Below are 16,264 nucleotides of genomic sequence, written 5' to 3' on the forward strand. Positions count from 1 at the left end.
GTAAACAATACTTGTCCCGGGTGGGTCGGGGGTTTTTTGGGGCGGGTGGGGGGGCGGGGGGCATCTGGTCCGTCCCGGGGGTTTGGGGCCGGGCCTTTGCCCGGCCCGGGATTGGTACTCAGCGCTTGCCGCCAAAGATGCTGCCGAGGATGCCGCGCACGATCTGGTTGCCGAGCTTGGTGCCCATGGTGCGAGTGGTTTGTTTGGCCATTGTCTCGATCATGCCCTGGCGACGCTTGGTGCCGAAGATGGCGTCCTTGATGCTCTGGCCGAAACCACTGTCCTGTTCTTCGTCCTGTTGGCGGGTGCGCGCGGCCGGTGCCTGCGCCTGCTCGACCGCTTTCTCCGCGCGCTGTGCCAGTAGTTCGGCGGCTGATTCGCGGTTGACGGCGGTGTCGTAGCGCGTGCCGACCGGGCTGCCGGCACGCACCTGTGTACGCTCGGCATCGGTGATCGAGCCCATCCGGCAACGCGGCGGGGCGATCAGGGTCTTCTGTACCGGCGAGGGAATGCCCTTGTCCTGCAGGGTGGAGACCAATGCTTCGCCGGTGCCCAACTGCGACAAGGTTGCGACCACATCGAGTTTGGGGTTCTGCACGAAGGTTTCAGCTGCGGTCTTGACTGCTTTCTGGTCGCGCGGGGTGAAGGCGCGCAGCGCGTGCTGCACGCGATTGCCGAGCTGGCCGAGGATGTTGCCCGGTACGTCATCCGGGAACTGCGAGCAGAAATACACGCCTACGCCCTTGGAGCGGATCAGTCGCACCACCTGTTCGATGCGTTGCACCAGTGCTGGCGGTGCATCGTCGAACAGCAGGTGGGCTTCGTCGAAGATGAAGACCAGCTTGGGCTTTTCCAGATCCCCCACTTCCGGCAGCTGCTCGAACAGCTCGGACAGCAGCCACAGCAGGAAGGTGGAATACAGGCGCGGCTTGAGGATCAGCTGGGCGGCGGCGAGGATACCGATCACGCCGCGGCCATCGTGGTTGACCCGCATGATGTCGGCCAGCTCCAGTGCCGGCTCGCCGAAGAAGGCTTCACCGCCGTCCTGCGACAGGCGCAGCAGCGAGCGCTGGATGGCCGCTACCGACTGCGCGCTGACCAGACCATATTCGGTGGAAATGTCCTTGCGTTCCTCGGCGACCAGGCCGAGCAGGGCGCGCAGGTCATCCAGATCCAGCAGCAGCAGGCCACGGTCATCAGCCAGCTTGAAGACGATGTCGAGCACGCCGGACTGGGTGTCATTGAGCTCCAGGATGCGCGAGAGCAGGGTAGGGCCCATCTCGCTGACGGTGGTACGCACCGGATGGCCGAGCTTGCCGTACAAGTCCCAGAACACCACCGGGCTGGCGGCCGGGGCAAAGCCGTCGACGCCGATCTCGGCGGCGCGTTGGGCCAGCTTCTCGCCGCCTTCGCCGGCAACCGCAAGGCCGGCCACGTCGCCCTTCACATCGGCCATGAACACCGGCACGCCCAGTCGCGAAAAGCCCTCGGCCAGCGTCATCAAGGTCACCGTCTTGCCGGTACCCGTGGCGCCGGCCACCAGGCCGTGACGGTTGCCGAAACGTGGGAGCAGGGTGACGGCGATGTCGTCGGTGACGCCTTTGCCGAGCAGGATCGGGTCCATGGAGGCACTCATTGGTGAATGAAGGAAGGATTCTAACGGCCGACTGTATCGCTGCGGTGGCAATGTTGCCCCCGGGTCTATCAGCCAGCTACCCTGCCTCATCTTTGTCATGCAGTGCTGCTGATGCCCGTATCCCTGTTTTCTGCTCGTGCCTGGTCGTTGTTGGTTGCGACCTCGCTGTTGACCGTGGTTCCGGCCGCGCAGGCGATCTCCGCCCGCGACAAGGTCAAGGTGGACGCCATCGAGGCGCGGATGACCGCAGCGGAGAAGCGTTACAGCGATGCCTTGGTGCTGGTTGCCAATGCTGACCCCAAAGGCACCACCGAGGGCGACGCAGCGCTGGAGGACATGGAGGACGTGATCAGTGCCTGCATCGCGCAGAAGGGCTGTCAGGTCAGCAATCTGCTGGCTACCTACAAGCGCCTGCTCAAACAGCGTGCGGACAGTAGTGGTGGCGCGGAAGCCGAAGATGGCGGCCCATTGGAGGCCGATCCGGACCACATCGCGCCGCTGGTGGCTGACGTGCCCGAAGCAGCCCGCGCCGCGGCCCTGCTCAACGATCACCGGCATGCCTTCGACGACATGGTCGAGTACAACCCGGCGATCCAGGCTGGTATCCGCCGCTGGCTCACCGATATGCGTCCCTCGCTGCTGACCAGCTACGAGAACTACATGAACCTGCGTGGTGTCATGTGGCCGGAATGGGAGAAGGATGGTCTGCCCGAGGCATTGCTGTTCGGCATCATGGCCAAGGAATCCAATGGTCGCGTACATGCCTCCTCACGCGTGGGCGCGGCGGGCCTGATGCAGTTCATGCCGGCCACCGGCCGCCGTTTCGGGCTGGGCCCGGATGGCACCGGCTTCGATACCCGCTTTGATCCGCGCAGCGCGGCCAGCGCCAGCGCCGATTACATGAATGAGCGTATGCGCGGGCTCAACAAGAATATCGAGTACGCCTTGGCGGCCTATAACGGCGGTGAAGGCCGTGCTGCGCGCATTTACCGCGAAACTGGTGGGCAGAGCTTCTGGACTGATACCTCGTACAACCAGTTCCCGGGCGAGACCAAGGACTACGTGCCGATGGTGATCGCGGCGGCGTGGATCTTCCTGCACCCGCAGCAGTACGGCGTCGAGTTCCCCAAGCTCAATGCACAGCCGGCGACGATCCGTCTGGCCAAGTCCACCACCATCTATGAGCTGACCATCTGCCTGGGTAGCACCGGTACCCGTGACGGCTACATGCGCGCGTTGCGTAACCTCAATCCGCGCTACGAGGCGGATGGTTGGATTCCAGGCGGCACCACCATCAATGTCACTTCCCGTATTGCCGGCCTGTACAACCGCTATTGCGTCAGCGGCCCGCGTGCCGATCTGGCGCGCGCGTTGATCACCGCCGATTTGAACGCGGCGATCAAGCGGCCGTCGGCAGCAACGGTTACCGGTAGCGTGGCAGTGGGCGACGTGCAGGCGATGCAGGCAGCGCAGGCGGTAGCGCCGGTGGCTGCACCGGCACCGCGCCCGGCCACGCCGGCGCGTCGGCCGGCAGCGCGCAGCTACAAGGTCGCCAGAGGCGACACGCTTGGCGGCATCGCCAGTCGCTTCCAATGCGAAGTGCCGACGCTGGCTCGTGCAAATGGCTTGCGGGCGCCTGCCTATGCGCTCAAACCAGGGCAAAGCTTGAAGCTGGAAGGCTGCGGTCGTTGAATGGAAAAGGGCGCCGAAAGGCGCCCTTTTTGTAGGAGCGGCGTCAGCCGCGAAGCAGATACATCCTCAGATTGCAGAAGCCTTGATCACTCAAACTATCCCGGCTTCGCGGCCGACGCCGCTCCTACAAAATGTCGCCGCTCCCACCGCGACTGCGAGGTTGTCAGCGCAGCTTCGCCAGCGCCTGGCCCAGCTGCACCGGGCTCTCGGCGGTCAGCGATGGATCAAAATCAGCCACGCCCGGCGGCAGCAGCACGATTACCGTTGAGCCGTAATTGAAGCGCGCCATCTCGGCGAAACGCTCCAGGGTGATGCCCTTGTCGCGCCAGTCCTTGCGGGTGATGCGGTCGCCGTAGGCGGGGATTTCCTCGCCACTCCATACTGTCTCGACACCGCTGACCAGCAGCGCGCCGACCATTACCTGCACCATCGGCCCGAAATCGGTGTCGAAGTGGCAGACCAGGCGTTCGTTGCGGGCAAACAGGCGCGGTACATTGGCCACCGCATCGGTGCCTACGCTGAACAGTCGGCCGGGCACGTGCACGGTCTCGCGCAGGGTGCCGGTCCACGGCATGTGCACGCGGTGGTAGTCGCGCGGCGACAGATAGACGGTGGCATACAGGCCGTTGTTGAACGGCACCGCGTCGGCGGCATCGCCGAGCAGCTCGGCGGCAGTGAACGACTGGCCTTTGGCCTGGAAGATGCGGCCATCTTCGATCGGGCCGAGCTGGCTGATGCGGCCGTCGGCCGGCATGGTCAGGGTGCGCGGGTCGGCCGCGGCCACGCGTGCGCCGGGCTTCAGCGCGCGGGTGAAGAAGGCGTTGAAGCTGGGGTAGCTACGCGGGTCGGGATTGGCCGCTTCGCCCAGATTGACGTTGAACTTGCTCGACACCGTGTCGATCAGCCAGCGCGAGATGCGAGGGTTCTGCGAATAGGCCAGCGAGCGGGCCATCGACGACAGCAGGCGGTGCGGCAATACGTAGGTGAGGCTTGTAACCAGACTCATGGTGCGGTTTTCTCGGTGAGCTTCTTCAGGTCGCTGGCAATCGCCTGCGGGTTGAACGGGGGCCGCATCAGGCCGGCCAGCCGACCCTGCGGGTCAAGCACGGCTATGCTGGCGGAGTGGTCCATGCTGTAGTCGTCCGGGTTCTGCTCGAAGTGCTTGCCCGGTGCCTTCTGGAACACCATGCCCAGCGAGGTGGCAAAACGCTCCAGCGACGGCACGTCGGCGGTGGCGGCAATGGTGTCCTTGTGGAAGGCATGGGCGTACTCGCCCAGCCGGTTCGGGGTGTCACGCTCGGGGTCCACCGAGACCAGAACCACGCGCGGGCGCAGGCTGTCGGGGATGGTTTCCCACTGCTTCTGGGCCTGGGCCAGTTCGGTCAGGGTGGTCGGGCAGACGTCCGGGCAGGAGGTGAACCCTAGGAACACCAGGGTCCAATGGCCGCGTAGCTCGCCCGGGATCAGGCGGGTGCCGTCGGACTGGGCCAGGTCGAAGTCGGGCAGGGTGCGCGGGGTGCCATAGAAAATGATGCTGCTGGTGCCGTCCGTGCCCTTGTTCGAGGGTCCGAAGACCTTCTGCGCCAACAGCAGGCCGAGGCCGGCGGCCAGGGCGATGGCCAGGATGATGCCGGTATTTCGATTGAACATGCGCGCGGGCTTCCGTTCGGATACGGCGGCGGGACGGGAGGTCCGCCGAGGGCGGGATACGGGAGTGTAGGGGATTGCAGGCGTACACCCCGGCCGTTGGGCGGGCGTTTGCGCCCCTTTGGAGGGCCATTGCCGAAGTTTCGGCTGCAACTTGGCAATCAATATACCGGCCAGGTGCCTATAATCGCAGACCTTTCAAGTATTTCCGTATTGCCATGACTGCCGAAGCGGCCGCTGAACTCCAAACGATCGTCGATCTGATCCGCTACGGCGCAAGCCGTTTCAATGCTGCTGGCCTGACCTTTGGCCATAGCTATGACAATGCCCTGGACGAGGCGACCCAGCTGACCCTGCACAGCCTGCACCTGCCACCGGACCTCGGCCCGGCCTATGGCACGGCGCGGGTACTGCTGGAAGAGCGGCAGCAGGTGCTGGCGCTGTTCCAGCGTCGCATCGACGAGCGGCAGCCGGCAGCCTACCTGACCGGAGAGGCCTGGTTCGCGGGTTTGAGCTTCAAGAGCGACTCGCGCGCACTGGTGCCGCGCTCGCCGATCGCCGAGTTGATCCTCAGCGGCTTCGAGCCTTGGCTGGCGGGGCGTGACGTCAACCGCGCGCTGGACCTGTGCACCGGCTCGGGCTGCATCGCCATTGCGATGGGCCACTACTACCCGAACTGGCAGGTGGACGGCAGCGACGTCAATGATGCCGCGCTGTCGCTGGCGGTGGAGAACAAGGAGCGCCTGCTCGCCCACAACGTGGAGCTGGTCAAGAGCGACCTGTTCGCCGGCCTGCAGGGTCGCGTCTACGATCTGATCGTGACCAACCCGCCCTACGTCACCAATGACGAGACCGACGCCCTACCGAAGGAATACCAGCACGAGCCAGACCTGGCCCTGCGTGCCGGCGATGACGGACTGGACCTGGTGCTGAAGATCCTGCGCGACGCGCCGGACCATCTGACCGAAGACGGCCTGTTGATCTGCGAAGTAGGCGATTCCGAGCAGCACCTGATCAAGCTGCTGCCGGAGGTCTATATGTCCTGGATCGAGTTCAAGGTCGGGCAGATGGGCATCTTCGCTGTCGAAGCGGCTGAATTGCGTGCGCACCACGCACGCATCGCCGAGTTGGCAGCAGCACGTTCCTGAGTCACGCTTTTGCCGTCATTCCGCGTTGGCGGAATGACGGCAACGGCCGGCGTAACCGCAAGAGCACAACGGCATTGAATACATTCGGACAACTCCTCCGCGTTACTACCTTCGGTGAATCCCATGGGCCGGCTATCGGCTGCGTGATCGATGGTTGTCCGCCCGGTCTGGAAATCAGCCCCGAAGAATTCGCCCACGACCTGCAGCGCCGTGCCACCGGCAAGAGCCGCCACACTTCCGCACGGCGCGAGGCCGACGAAGTCGAGATCCTGTCCGGGGTCTATGAAGGCCGCACTACCGGTACGCCAATCGCGCTGCTGATCCGCAACACCGATCAGCGCAGCAAGGACTACAGCAACATCGCCCAGCAGTTCCGCCCGGGCCATGCCGATTACAGCTACTGGCAGAAGTACGGCATCCGTGACCCGCGCGGCGGCGGTCGCTCCTCGGCGCGCGAAACCACCATGCGCGTGGCCGCTGGCGTGGTCGCCAAGAAGTGGCTGCTGCAGCGCTTCGGCGTCAGCGTGCGCGGCTACCTGTCGCAGCTTGGCGAGATCACCCCGGCCGGTTTCGACTGGAGCGTGGTCGAAGACAATCCCTTCTTCTGGCCAGATGCCAACCAGGTGCCCGAGCTCGAGACCTATATGGATGCGCTGCGCAAGTCCGGTGACTCGGTCGGTGCGCGCGTGACCGTGGTTGCCGACGGCGTGCCTCCAGGTTGGGGCGAGCCGATCTACGGCAAGCTCGATGGCGATATCGCCGCCGCGCTGATGAGCATCAATGCGGTCAAGGGCGTGGAGATCGGCGATGGCTTTGCCAGCGCTGCGCAGAAGGGCACCGAACACCGTGACCTGATCAGCCCGCAGGGGTTCCAGTCCAACCATGCCGGCGGCATCCTCGGTGGTATCTCCACCGGCCAGCAGATCGTCGCCTCGATGGTGCTCAAGCCCACCTCCAGCCTGCGTCTGCCCGGTGCCACCGTGGATACGGCAGGCCACGCGGTGGAAGTCATCACCACCGGCCGCCACGATCCCTGCGTCGGCATCCGTGCCACGCCCATCGCCGAGGCAATGCTGGCACTGGTGCTGATGGATCAGGCGATGCGTCATCGCGGCCAATGTGGCGATGTCGGCGACATGAGTCCGCGCATTCCTGGTCAGCTCGATGGCTGATCGGCGGCCCCGCGTCTGGGTATCGCAGCCCCTGTTCGACGATACCGTCGCGCAGCTGGCCGCGTACTGCGACGTGGTTTCCACGGACGCGGTCACCAAGCACGACAGTGCAAGCCTCAGTGCGAGTCTGGGCGGCATGGATGGCGTCCTGCTCACTCTCAATGAGCGCATCGGTGCCGCCGAAATCGCCAATGCGCCTGCGTTGAAGATGATCGCCAACGTTGGCGTCGGCTATAACAATCTCGATATTCCTGCGCTCAGTGCCGCTGGCATCGTTGCCAGCAATACGCCTGACGTACTTACCGAAACCACTGCCGATCTTGGTTTCTCGCTGTTGATGGCGGCCGCCCGGCGCATCGTCGAATCCGACCGCTGGTTGCGTGACGGCAAGTGGGGGCAGTGGTCATTTACCACCATGCTCGGAGCCGATCTGCATGGAAGTACGCTGGGCATTCTTGGCATGGGCCGTATCGGCCAGGCCATTGCCCGTCGTGGTCACCATGGCTTCGGTATGAAGGTGCTGTACCACAACCGTTCGCAGCTGCCTGCCGACCAGGAGCAGGCGGTCGGCGCCAGCTATGTCGGTTTCGATGAGCTGCTGGCCAGCGTTGACCATCTGGTGCTGGTGCTGCCGTATACCGCGCAGAACCACCACATCATCAACACCGCTGCACTGGCGAAGATGAACCCGACCGCCACGCTGGTGAACATCGCCCGCGGCGGTATCGTCGATGAGTTGGCCTTGGTCGACGCGCTGAGCAATGGCCGCTTGGCTTCGGCCGCGCTCGATGTCTACGAAAACGAGCCGAACGTGCGCCCCGAGCTGCTGGCGCTACACAACATCGTGCTGACCCCGCATATCGGCAGCGCATCGCTGGCCACGCGCCGGGCGATGGTGCAGGTGGCGGTGGACAACCTGCTGGCCGGCCTGGGCATCGGTCCGGATGCTGGCAAGCCGGTCAATGCCATCAATACCGAACTGCTGAACACCGGCACCGCGCGCATTGCCGTGGCCGGCAAAAAAATCGACGACAAAAAACGATAGGGAGCCTCGGCAGCCCTGCGCTGGAGGTTCCCCGAACCTGGCTCGATGTGTGTCTACCCCCTCCAATATCTCGAGTATCCCCATGAGCAATGAAGCCCGTCGTTTCCACGTAGCCGTTGTTGGCGCCACCGGCGCTGTCGGCCAGACCATGCTGTCCATCCTTGCCGAGCGCAATTTTCCGATCAGCAAGCTGACCCTGCTCGCCTCCGAGCGTTCGGCCGGCCAGCAGGTCGACTTTGAATGCGACAAGATCACCATCCAGGACCTGGCCACCTTCGACCCGGCCGGCGTCGAGATCGCCCTGTTCTCGGCCGGTGGCGGTATCTCCAAGGAATTTGCGCCCAAGTTCGCCGCTGCCGGCGCGGTGGTGATCGACAACTCGTCGACCTTCCGGTATGACGACGACGTGCCGTTGGTGGTGTCCGAGGTCAACCCGGAAGCCGCCAGGAACCGTCCGCGCGGCATCATCGCCAACCCGAACTGCTCGACCATGCAGCTGATGCCGGTGCTGGCACCGATCCACCGCGAGTACGGCATCGAGCGCATCAACATCGCCACCTACCAGTCGGTGTCCGGCGCTGGCCAGACCGGCATGGAAGAGCTGGGCAAGCAGACCGCGCAGTTGCTGGGCTTCCAGGAAATCGAACCGAAGAAGTTCCCGGTGCAGATTGCTTTCAACCTGATCCCGCATATCGATGAGTTTCTCGACAACGGCTTCACCAAGGAAGAAATGAAGCTGGTCTGGGAAACCCGCAAGATCCTTGGCGACGACAGCATTCTGGTGAACCCCACCGCGGTGCGCGTGCCGGTGTTCTATGGCCACTCTGAAGCGGTCAACATCGAGACCAAGAAGAAGATCACCACCGAGCAGGCCCGTGAACTGCTGGCTGCCGCACCTGGCGTGAAGGTGGTGGACGAGCGCAAGGCCGGTGGCTATCCGACCCCGGTCACCCACGCCTCGGGCACCGACCCGGTCTATGTCGGCCGCATCCGTGAGGACATCTCACACCCGCGTGGCCTGAACATGTGGGTGGTGGCTGACAACATCCGCAAGGGCGCCGCCCTCAACGCGGTGCAGGTCGCCGAACTGGTCGCCAACGGCGGCTGATGCCCCCCACGACGCCGGCTTGATGCCGGCGTCGTTGCATATAGGCGGTACAGCGGTGTTCGAAAGGCGGGTCAGCCGTTATATTGGCCGCCATGAAACCAAGGGGCGGGGGCGCGATGCGCTCATTACAAGGTGTGCTGGTTCTCGGCCTGGCGCTGTTCAGTAGCACAGCAATGGCATTGGGGCTGGGCAATATCCGCGTCCTGTCCAAGCCGGGACAGCCCTTGCTGGCTGAAATACCGGTCATCACCAGTGATGCGAGCGAGCTCGACAACGCCAAGGCGGGGCTGGCATCTGCGGCCACCTTCGAACGCGTTGGCCTGGCTGCCCCGACCGGACTGGTAGGAGAACTGCAATTCCAGTTTGCGCAGGACCGTGACGGCCGTGCGGTGATCCGTGTCACCAGCGCCGCGCCGGTGCAGGTGGCGTCGGTGGGCTTCCTGATCGAGGTCGATTGGGGCCAGGGCAGGCTGGTTCGCGAATACTCGGCGCTGGTGTCCGCGCCAGAAGCTGCAACCGCGGTGGCCGAACCGGTGATCGAAGCGCCGGCAGCGGCGCAGTCCAATCTGATCGTGCGCGAACCCGAGCCGCTACCTGAGCTGCCGGTGCCTGCTGCGCCTACAGCAACGCCAGCGCCGGCTCAGCCGGTTGCCGCGGCGCCTGCATCGCGCGCCGCAGCGGCGCCGGGGATGAACAGCGAAGGCCAGCTTGCCACCGTGCAGCGTGGCCAGAGCCTGTCGCAGATTGCCCGCGAACTGTCGCGCGATAGCGGCGCGTCCTTGAACCAGACCATGGTTGCGCTGATGCGCGCCAACCCGGATGCCTTCATTCGCGGCAACATCAATCTGCTCAAGCAGGGCGCGGTGCTACGGACCCCGGCGCAGGAAGAGTTGGCGCGGGTGGACGCATCCGAAGCACACGCCATCGTTCGTGACCAGGCCGCGCAGTGGCGGCAGGCACGCGCGCCGATCCCGCAGCCGGCAGTAGCTGATGCAGTGGTGGCGCCGGCCAAGGCCGCTGCACCGGCTGTGGCGAGCGCAGCCCCCAGCGGAGCTCGCTTGGAAATCGCCCCGGCCGTGGCCGGCGCACAACAGACTGCAGGAATGACGACCGGACTCGACGCCGGTGGCGAGGGTGACATGTTGGCCAACGAACAGCTGCAGCAAGCCAAGGAAGAGCTGGCAACGCGTGACGCGGAACTGCAGGAACTGCGCGATCGCGTCGGCGAACTCGAAAAACTGCAGAAGCAGCAGCAATCGCTTATAGCAATGAAGGATTCGGACCTTGCCGCTGCCCAGCAGCAGTTGGGTGAGGCGGCCAAGCGCGATGGCGCCGGTTCGTTCGGTTGGATCTGGCTGGGCCTGGCATTGTTGGTGCTGGGTGCGCTGGGCTGGGTGCTGAGCCGTCGGCGCAAGCCGCTGCCGGCCGCTCCGCGCGCGGATTACGCAGCGGGAGACCTGGCCGCGGCGATGCCGGTGATGGGCGCCGCTGCTGTACAGCAGCCCTTGCATACGGCGGAGATTGACGAATTCGACCCGCAGGACGAGCTGGATACCCAGCCGTTACCTGTCGCTGCGGAAGTGCAGCCTGAACCCTACGAAGAGCCGATGCCGGCATGGCTGAAAACCAGTCCGCCCGCACGGGTGGAGCCGGTGCTGCCGGTCGCTGCGCCGGCGGTCGCGCACAAGCCTGTGCTGCTGTTTGAAGCCTCGCGGAACGTTGATGTCGTCGCCGAGCCTGCGCCTGCGCAGCCCGAACCAGCCGCCGCCGACGAGGCAGGCTGGCTGGCTGGCGACGTGGCTGCGGTTACGGTCGCACCGTTGACCCCGGCGCCTGCTGGGCGTGAACGGCTGGAATTGGCCATCGCCTATCTGGATCTGGGCGATGCCGAAACCGCGCGCACCCTGCTCAACGAAGTTGCTGCCAGCGCTGACCCGCAGGCACGCGGAGAAGCGCTGGAATTACTTGGCCGCATGGCCTGACGGAGAACTGCAATGAAGCGCGAACGGCGGATTGATTACGTGGAATTCGCCTCGCGCGACCCTGCGGCGAGTCGTGTTTTTTTCGAGCAGGTATTCGGCTGGACGTTTGAAGACTACGGCCCGGATTACACTGCCTTTGATGACGGTGAGCTGCAGGGCGGTTTCTTCCGTGGCGCACCGGCTACTACGAGTGCGGGCGCGCCGTTGCTGGTGCTGTACGCCGCACAACTGGGCCCGCTGCTTGCGGAAATCGCAGCGCAGGGCGGTGAAGTGGTCAAGCCGATCTTCACCTTCCCAGGTGGCCGCCGTTTCCAGTTCCTGGAGCCGGGCGGCAACGAACTGGCCGTGTGGTCCGAACGCGACAGCGACTGAGCTGCGCGTGGGTCCAATGGCTTCAACAAGATCAGAGGTTCAATGATGCGCTATGCGCTGGGCGTGGAGTACGACGGCAGCGAGTTCAAGGGCTGGCAACAGCTTGGCGAGCACGGCTGTGCAAGTGTGCAGGCCACCTTGCAGGAGGCGTTGTCCTCGGTCGCCAATGCGCCGATCAGTGTTGTGTGTGCAGGCCGTACCGATGCCGGTGTGCACGGTGAATGCCAGGTCGTGCACTTCGACAGCGATGTCGAACGTAGCCCGCGAGGCTGGGTATTGGGTACCACCACGCGGCTGCCGCCATCGATCTGCGTGCGCTGGTGCGTGCCGGTGGTGGATGAGTTCCATGCACGGTTCTCGGCCAAGGCGCGGCGCTATCGCTATCGCATCCTCAATCGTCAGGTGCGGCCAGCACTGTACCGGCAGATCCTGAGCTGGGATCGGCGGCCGCTGGATGCAGATGCCATGCATCGTGCGGCGCAGGCCTTGCTGGGTGAGAACGACTTTGACGCGTTCCGAAGCTCGCAATGCCAGGCACTGCATGCGCGCCGCGAGCTGCAATCGATAGCCGTTCATCGCCAGGGTGAAGTGGTCGAGGTCGAGGTCCAGGCCAATGCCTTCCTGCATCATATGGTGCGCAATATCGTCGGCTCGCTGATGATGGTGGGTGCCGGGGAAAAGCCCGAAAGCTGGATTGGGGAGTTGCTGGCCGGACGTGACCGCAATCTGGCTGGCCCAACTGCACCGCCGCAGGGTCTGGTGTTCGTTGGACCGCTGTATCCTGAGCACTGGAAGCTGCCGGACGAGGTGACGCTGTGAGCCGTACGCTGTTTCGCACCCGCATCAAATTCTGTGGCATGACCCGCGCTGGTGACATCCGTCTGGCCAGCGAGCTGGGCGTGGATGCCGTCGGCTTCATTTTTGCCAAGGCCAGCGCACGCCGGGTTGCGCCATCGGAGGCGCGTGCGATGCGTCAGGCAATCGCGCCGATGGTGGAAGTGGTGGCCTTGTTCCAGCACAACAACCGCGAGGAGATCCGCGAGGTGTTGCGTGCGGTGCGGCCAACCCTGCTGCAGTTCCATGGCGACGAGGACGATGCGTTCTGCCGCAGTTTCAACATGCCGTACCTGAAGGCGATTGCGATGGGCGGGCGTAGCGAGGTCACCGCGCGGGGCCTGCACCAGATGTACCCGCATGCGGCCGGTTTTCTGTTCGACAGCCATGTGGCCGGCGGCAGCGGCGGCACCGGGGTGGCGTTCGACTGGTCGCAGATTCCGCCGGGCGTGCACCGCCCGTACCTGCTGGCCGGGGGTATTCGCCCGGAAAACGTGCATGACGCCATTCTCGCTACCCAGCCTTGGGGCGTGGATGTTTCCAGCGGCATCGAGGTCTCGCCGGGAATCAAGGACGGCTACAAGATGCGCCAGTTCGTCGAAGAAGTGCGCCGTGCCGACCTGCATGTCGAGCCGGACTGAATACGCCTGTTGCGCGCGTTGACGCGTTTCACATTGCGGTACCAGAACTTGCCGCATTCTTTGGGAAATGGCTGCAGTTCATACCGGGCTTGATTCCCTTATGATGGGGGTCTCGGCGACAAGCACGGACGCCTGCGGGGGAGGGGATGTAGCTGTTCGGCTTCGATGCCGGGACAGGTCCCGCAAGGCAGCTGGGCGCCACAAGGAAAGTGTGCATGGCGGAATTTCTGGAAGTAGCGCTGTCCTACCCGACGTTGCCTTACAGCGTCGTATTGTCTTTTGCGGTCATCTATTGGCTGCTGGCAGCGACCGGCATTATCGATGACGGCGGAATCGGCAGTGGTGACGGTGCCGATTTTCATTCCCATGGTGGCGAGCACGGTGCTACCGGCATCGCTGCAATGTTTGCCCGGCTTGGCCTCGGCGGTGCGCCGACAATGCTGGTGGTGCTGCTGCTGGCCTTCTTCGGCTGGACCATCACCTATCTGGTTCAACTTTTTTTCCTGCAGTCGTTGCCGACCAGCTTGCGTTGGACCATTGGGAGCGCCGTAGCTGTTGCTGCTTTGATTCCTGGCGCCGTGGTGTCGGCCTGGGTGCTAAGGCCGATCCGACGCCTGTTGCTCAAACTGCGGCCGGTGGCGCAGGAGTCGATCCTGGGCCGGGTTGCACTTGTCACTTCGCCGGAAGTCACTGCAACACTGGGCTATGCCAGTCTCGATGACGGCGGCGCCGGCTTGATCCTGCACGTGCGCGTGCGTGATCACGGCCGGCTTGTGCGTGGCCAGCGGGCTAGGCTGGTGGAATATCTACCCGATAAGAATCACTACCTGGTGGTCGCTGATGGCGACCTGCCAGGCTTGGACGTTTTCCCCTCTGAAGTATCAGGCGATAAGGAGATTCACCGATGAGTACTGCTGCGCTGGCCCCTTTCATTATCGGGGTGGCTGCCCTGTTGGTGTTTTTCCTTGGCCTGGCTGGTCTGTTCAAAGCCTTCTATAAAAAGGTTGATCAAGGCACCGCGTTGATCGTCAATGACATGAGCGCACAGCCCAAGGTGCACTTCACAGGTGCGTTGATCATTCCGGTGCTGTACCGCGCCGAGCACATGAAGATCAGCCTGATCACCTTGCAGGTTGATCGCCGCGGCAAGGAAGGCCTGATCTGCCGCGACAACATGCGTGCCGACATCACCGTGGCGTTCTACCTGCGCGTCAACGAAACCCAGGCCGACGTGCTGCGCGTGGCCAAGGCCATCGGCGCCGACCGCGCCTCGGACAAGAACGCGGTGGATGACCTGTTCAACGCCAAGTTCTCTGAAGCCTTGAAGACCGTGGGCAAGAAGTTCGACTTCACCCAGCTGTTCGAAAAACGCCAGGAATTCCGCGACGAAATCATCGCGGTGATCGGCAATGACTTGAACGGTTATGCGCTGGAAGACGTCGCCATCGATTATCTCGAGCAGACGCCGAAGTCGTTGCTGGACCCGAGCAACATTCTCGATGCCGAAGGCATCCGCAAGATCACCGAGCTGACTGCCGCGCAGAACGTGATCACCAACGAGCTGGCGCAGAACGAGCGCCTGGCCATCACCAAGAAGAATGTTGAAGCCAAGGAAGCCACGCTGGCACTCGAGCGCCAGCAGGCCGAGGCCGAAGCACGGCAGAAGCGCGAGGTGGATACCATTCGTGCCCGCGAACAGGCTGAAACCCTGAAGGTGCAGGAAGAACAGCGCCAGCTGTCCGAGAACGCGCGTATCGAAGCGCAGCAGCTGATCGACATCCGCGACCAGAACCGCCTGCGTGAAGTGGAAGTGGCCGAACAGAACCGCCAGCGCGCCGTCGCCATCGAAGTCGAGCGCGTGGCACGCGCACGCCAGCTGGAGCAGGTCACCACTGATCGCGAAGTGCAGCTGCAGGGCGTGGAGCGTGACAAGGTGGTCGAGCAGGGCCTGATGGATGTGGCCAATATCACCCGCGAGCGCATCTCCATCGACAAGACCGTGGCGCAGGAAGAAGAGCGCATCAAGGAAGTGCGGCAGGTGTCCGAGGCTGACCGCCTGAAGCAGGTGGCCATTCTCGAAGCCGAAGCGCAGGCGCAGGAAGCCATGCTCAAACAGGTCAAGGAAGCCGAGGCCAGTGAAGCTGCTGCCAAGCACCGCGCGGTCGAGATCACCACGCTGGCGCAGGCAGAGTTCGATGCGGCCAGCAAGCAGGCCGAAGCCAAGAAGGCCTTGGCCGAAGGCCTGCGTGCCGAACGCGCTGCGCCGGGCCTGGCCGATGCACAGGTCAAGGAAGCCGGTGCGCTGGCGATCGAAAAGGTGGGTATCGCTGAAGCCCGCGTGGTCGATGCGATGGCTGACGCCAATCTCAAGCAAGGCACTGCCGAGGCCAAGGTATTGGCCGAGCAGCTGGCTGCGCGTGCGCAGGGCGAAGAGCAGATGGGCCGCGCCAAGGCTGCGGCTACCGAGACCTTGGGCGTGGCCGAAGCCACGGTCATCGAGAAGAAGCTGTTCGCCGAGGCCGACGGTTTGACCCGCAAGTTCCAGGCCATCGACTCGCTGGGCGATACCGCGCGCGGTCACGAAGAGTTCCGCATGACCCTGGAAACCGGTCTGCGTCAGGCCTTGGCGACCATCGACGCCGGCAAGGAAGTGACCAAGGAGAACGCCGAGGTCATCGCCAGCGCGCTGCGTAACGCCAAGATCGACATGGTTGGCGGCGACGGCGGCATGTTCGAGAACCTGATCAAGGCGGTGTCGCTGGGCAAGTCGATTGAAGGCCTGACCGACAAGAGCCCGATCGTGCAGGATCTGATGCAGCGCTTCCTCGGTGTGGACATGTCTGCGCGTGGATTGCCTGCACGCCGTATCGCCGACACTCCGGCGGTGGAGTCGGACGCAGGCTGACTGAAGGCATGCCCTGCGCGGTGTGACCGCGCGGGGCAGTTGCGCGCCGCAAGTTCTGTAGTTTGCGGCATATGAGGATGAG

The 16,264-nt window shown here is 64.1% G+C and carries 14 protein-coding genes; 11 read left to right on the forward strand and 3 right to left on the reverse strand.

Going from position 1 to position 16,264, the window contains the following annotated elements:
* Positions 1-118 precede the first annotated feature (118 nt).
* Positions 119-1,624, reverse strand: a complete 1,506-nt coding sequence (locus ACVOLR_RS16675) for a helicase HerA-like domain-containing protein (RefSeq protein WP_481537437.1) — start codon at positions 1,622-1,624, stop codon at positions 119-121.
* A 123-nt stretch (positions 1,625-1,747) separates the two neighbouring features.
* Between ACVOLR_RS16675 and ACVOLR_RS16680 the strand changes: the two genes are divergently transcribed.
* Positions 1,748-3,328 carry a transglycosylase SLT domain-containing protein gene (locus ACVOLR_RS16680; protein ID WP_481537438.1) on the forward strand — a complete coding sequence of 527 codons (1,581 nt, stop codon included), beginning with the start codon at positions 1,748-1,750 and terminating at the stop codon, positions 3,326-3,328.
* Between the two features lie 163 nt (positions 3,329-3,491).
* Here the strand turns inward: ACVOLR_RS16680 and asd are convergent, their stop codons facing one another.
* On the reverse strand, positions 3,492-4,334 hold the full coding sequence (gene asd / locus ACVOLR_RS16685) for an archaetidylserine decarboxylase (protein WP_481537439.1): 843 nt from the start codon (positions 4,332-4,334) through the stop codon (positions 3,492-3,494).
* Positions 4,331-4,978, reverse strand: a complete 648-nt coding sequence (locus ACVOLR_RS16690) for an SCO family protein (protein WP_481537440.1) — start codon at positions 4,976-4,978, stop codon at positions 4,331-4,333. Before ACVOLR_RS16690 ends, asd begins: the two co-directional genes overlap by 4 nt.
* Before the next feature lie 215 nt (positions 4,979-5,193).
* Here ACVOLR_RS16690 and prmB point away from each other — a divergent pair, with 215 nt between their 5' ends.
* From prmB to ACVOLR_RS16740, 10 genes are all read left to right on the forward strand, one after another.
* Positions 5,194-6,123: a 50S ribosomal protein L3 N(5)-glutamine methyltransferase gene (gene prmB / locus ACVOLR_RS16695; RefSeq protein ID WP_282266609.1), complete on the forward strand. Its 930-nt coding sequence runs from the start codon at positions 5,194-5,196 to the stop codon at positions 6,121-6,123.
* A 74-nt stretch (positions 6,124-6,197) separates the two neighbouring features.
* A complete protein-coding gene (gene aroC / locus ACVOLR_RS16700) occupies positions 6,198-7,295 on the forward strand; it encodes a chorismate synthase (protein WP_481537441.1) in 1,098 nt (365 codons plus the stop codon).
* Positions 7,288-8,340, forward strand: coding sequence for a 2-hydroxyacid dehydrogenase (locus ACVOLR_RS16705; protein WP_481537442.1), 1,053 nt, complete (start codon positions 7,288-7,290; stop codon positions 8,338-8,340). The genes aroC and ACVOLR_RS16705 overlap by 8 nt, the downstream gene beginning before the upstream one ends.
* Positions 8,341-8,422: 82 nt before the next feature.
* Positions 8,423-9,448 (forward strand): aspartate-semialdehyde dehydrogenase, encoded by a 1,026-nt coding sequence (locus ACVOLR_RS16710; protein WP_481537443.1) that lies wholly within the window; start codon positions 8,423-8,425, stop codon positions 9,446-9,448.
* 116 nt (positions 9,449-9,564) lie between these two features.
* Complete coding sequence (locus ACVOLR_RS16715) at positions 9,565-11,430, forward strand: FimV/HubP family polar landmark protein (protein WP_481537444.1); 1,866 nt, start codon at positions 9,565-9,567, stop codon at positions 11,428-11,430.
* Positions 11,431-11,442: 12 nt separating this feature from the next.
* On the forward strand, positions 11,443-11,802 hold the full coding sequence (locus ACVOLR_RS16720; RefSeq protein ID WP_481537445.1) for a VOC family protein: 360 nt from the start codon (positions 11,443-11,445) through the stop codon (positions 11,800-11,802).
* Positions 11,803-11,847: 45 nt separating this feature from the next.
* Complete coding sequence (gene truA / locus ACVOLR_RS16725; protein ID WP_481537456.1) at positions 11,848-12,621, forward strand: tRNA pseudouridine(38-40) synthase TruA; 774 nt, start codon at positions 11,848-11,850, stop codon at positions 12,619-12,621.
* On the forward strand, positions 12,618-13,277 hold the full coding sequence (locus ACVOLR_RS16730; protein ID WP_481537446.1) for a phosphoribosylanthranilate isomerase: 660 nt from the start codon (positions 12,618-12,620) through the stop codon (positions 13,275-13,277). Before truA ends, ACVOLR_RS16730 begins: the two co-directional genes overlap by 4 nt.
* Positions 13,278-13,492: 215 nt before the next feature.
* Complete coding sequence (locus ACVOLR_RS16735) at positions 13,493-14,185, forward strand: hypothetical protein (RefSeq protein ID WP_481537447.1); 693 nt, start codon at positions 13,493-13,495, stop codon at positions 14,183-14,185.
* Positions 14,182-16,182 carry a flotillin family protein gene (locus ACVOLR_RS16740; protein WP_481537448.1) on the forward strand — a complete coding sequence of 667 codons (2,001 nt, stop codon included), beginning with the start codon at positions 14,182-14,184 and terminating at the stop codon, positions 16,180-16,182. The genes ACVOLR_RS16735 and ACVOLR_RS16740 overlap by 4 nt, the downstream gene beginning before the upstream one ends.
* The last annotated feature ends 82 nt before the right edge of the window (positions 16,183-16,264 follow it).

The sequence above is a fragment of the Stenotrophomonas sp. STEN030 genome (assembly GCF_056759995.1).

What these genes read in the sequence shown, in the direction of transcription:
- ACVOLR_RS16690 (WP_481537440.1), bottom strand. Translation starts at nt 4,978, where the DNA reads ATGTTCAATCGAAATACCGGCATCATCCTGGCCATCGCCCTGGCCGCC.
- ACVOLR_RS16710 (WP_481537443.1), top strand. Translation starts at nt 8,423, where the DNA reads ATGAGCAATGAAGCCCGTCGTTTCCACGTAGCCGTTGTTGGCGCCACC.
- ACVOLR_RS16720 (WP_481537445.1), top strand. Translation starts at nt 11,443, where the DNA reads ATGAAGCGCGAACGGCGGATTGATTACGTGGAATTCGCCTCGCGCGAC.
- truA (WP_481537456.1), top strand. Translation starts at nt 11,848, where the DNA reads ATGCGCTATGCGCTGGGCGTGGAGTACGACGGCAGCGAGTTCAAGGGC.
- asd (WP_481537439.1), bottom strand. Translation starts at nt 4,334, where the DNA reads ATGAGTCTGGTTACAAGCCTCACCTACGTATTGCCGCACCGCCTGCTG.
- ACVOLR_RS16740 (WP_481537448.1), top strand. Translation starts at nt 14,182, where the DNA reads ATGAGTACTGCTGCGCTGGCCCCTTTCATTATCGGGGTGGCTGCCCTG.
- ACVOLR_RS16715 (WP_481537444.1), top strand. Translation starts at nt 9,565, where the DNA reads ATGCGCTCATTACAAGGTGTGCTGGTTCTCGGCCTGGCGCTGTTCAGT.
- ACVOLR_RS16705 (WP_481537442.1), top strand. Translation starts at nt 7,288, where the DNA reads ATGGCTGATCGGCGGCCCCGCGTCTGGGTATCGCAGCCCCTGTTCGAC.
- ACVOLR_RS16680 (WP_481537438.1), top strand. Translation starts at nt 1,748, where the DNA reads ATGCCCGTATCCCTGTTTTCTGCTCGTGCCTGGTCGTTGTTGGTTGCG.
- prmB (WP_282266609.1), top strand. Translation starts at nt 5,194, where the DNA reads ATGACTGCCGAAGCGGCCGCTGAACTCCAAACGATCGTCGATCTGATC.
- ACVOLR_RS16735 (WP_481537447.1), top strand. Translation starts at nt 13,493, where the DNA reads ATGGCGGAATTTCTGGAAGTAGCGCTGTCCTACCCGACGTTGCCTTAC.
- ACVOLR_RS16675 (WP_481537437.1), bottom strand. Translation starts at nt 1,624, where the DNA reads ATGGACCCGATCCTGCTCGGCAAAGGCGTCACCGACGACATCGCCGTC.